Here is a 283-nt window from a genome sequence, read left to right on the forward strand (position 1 = left end):
GAGACTAGAACGTTGATAGGCAGGGTGTGTAAGCGTTGTGAGGCGTTGAGCTAACCTGTACTAATTGCCCGTGAGGCTTAACCATACAACACCCAAGGGGTTTTGTAGTGGACTCAAAGCTAAGCGCATAAGAATGTGTTGTGAGAACGAAAAACAGCTTTCCGAATTTTAAGAATTTGCTTGGCGACCATAGCGTTTTGGACCCACCTGATTCCATTCCGAACTCAGAAGTGAAACGAAACAGCGTCGATGGTAGTGTGGGGTTTCCCCATGTGAGAGTAGA

2 rRNA genes are annotated in these 283 nt (G+C 46.6%); both read left to right on the forward strand.

Annotation, left to right across the window (positions count from 1 at the left end):
- Positions 1 to 85, forward strand: a 23S ribosomal RNA gene (locus JIG40_RS00950); the annotation flags it as partial.
- Positions 86 to 179: 94 nt separating this feature from the next.
- Positions 180 to 283: ribosomal RNA gene (rrf, locus tag JIG40_RS00955) — 5S ribosomal RNA — on the forward strand; the annotation flags it as partial.

It is taken from the genome of Vibrio sp. bablab_jr001 (assembly GCF_016464285.1).
Taxonomy (GTDB): domain Bacteria; phylum Pseudomonadota; class Gammaproteobacteria; order Enterobacterales; family Vibrionaceae; genus Vibrio; species Vibrio fluvialis.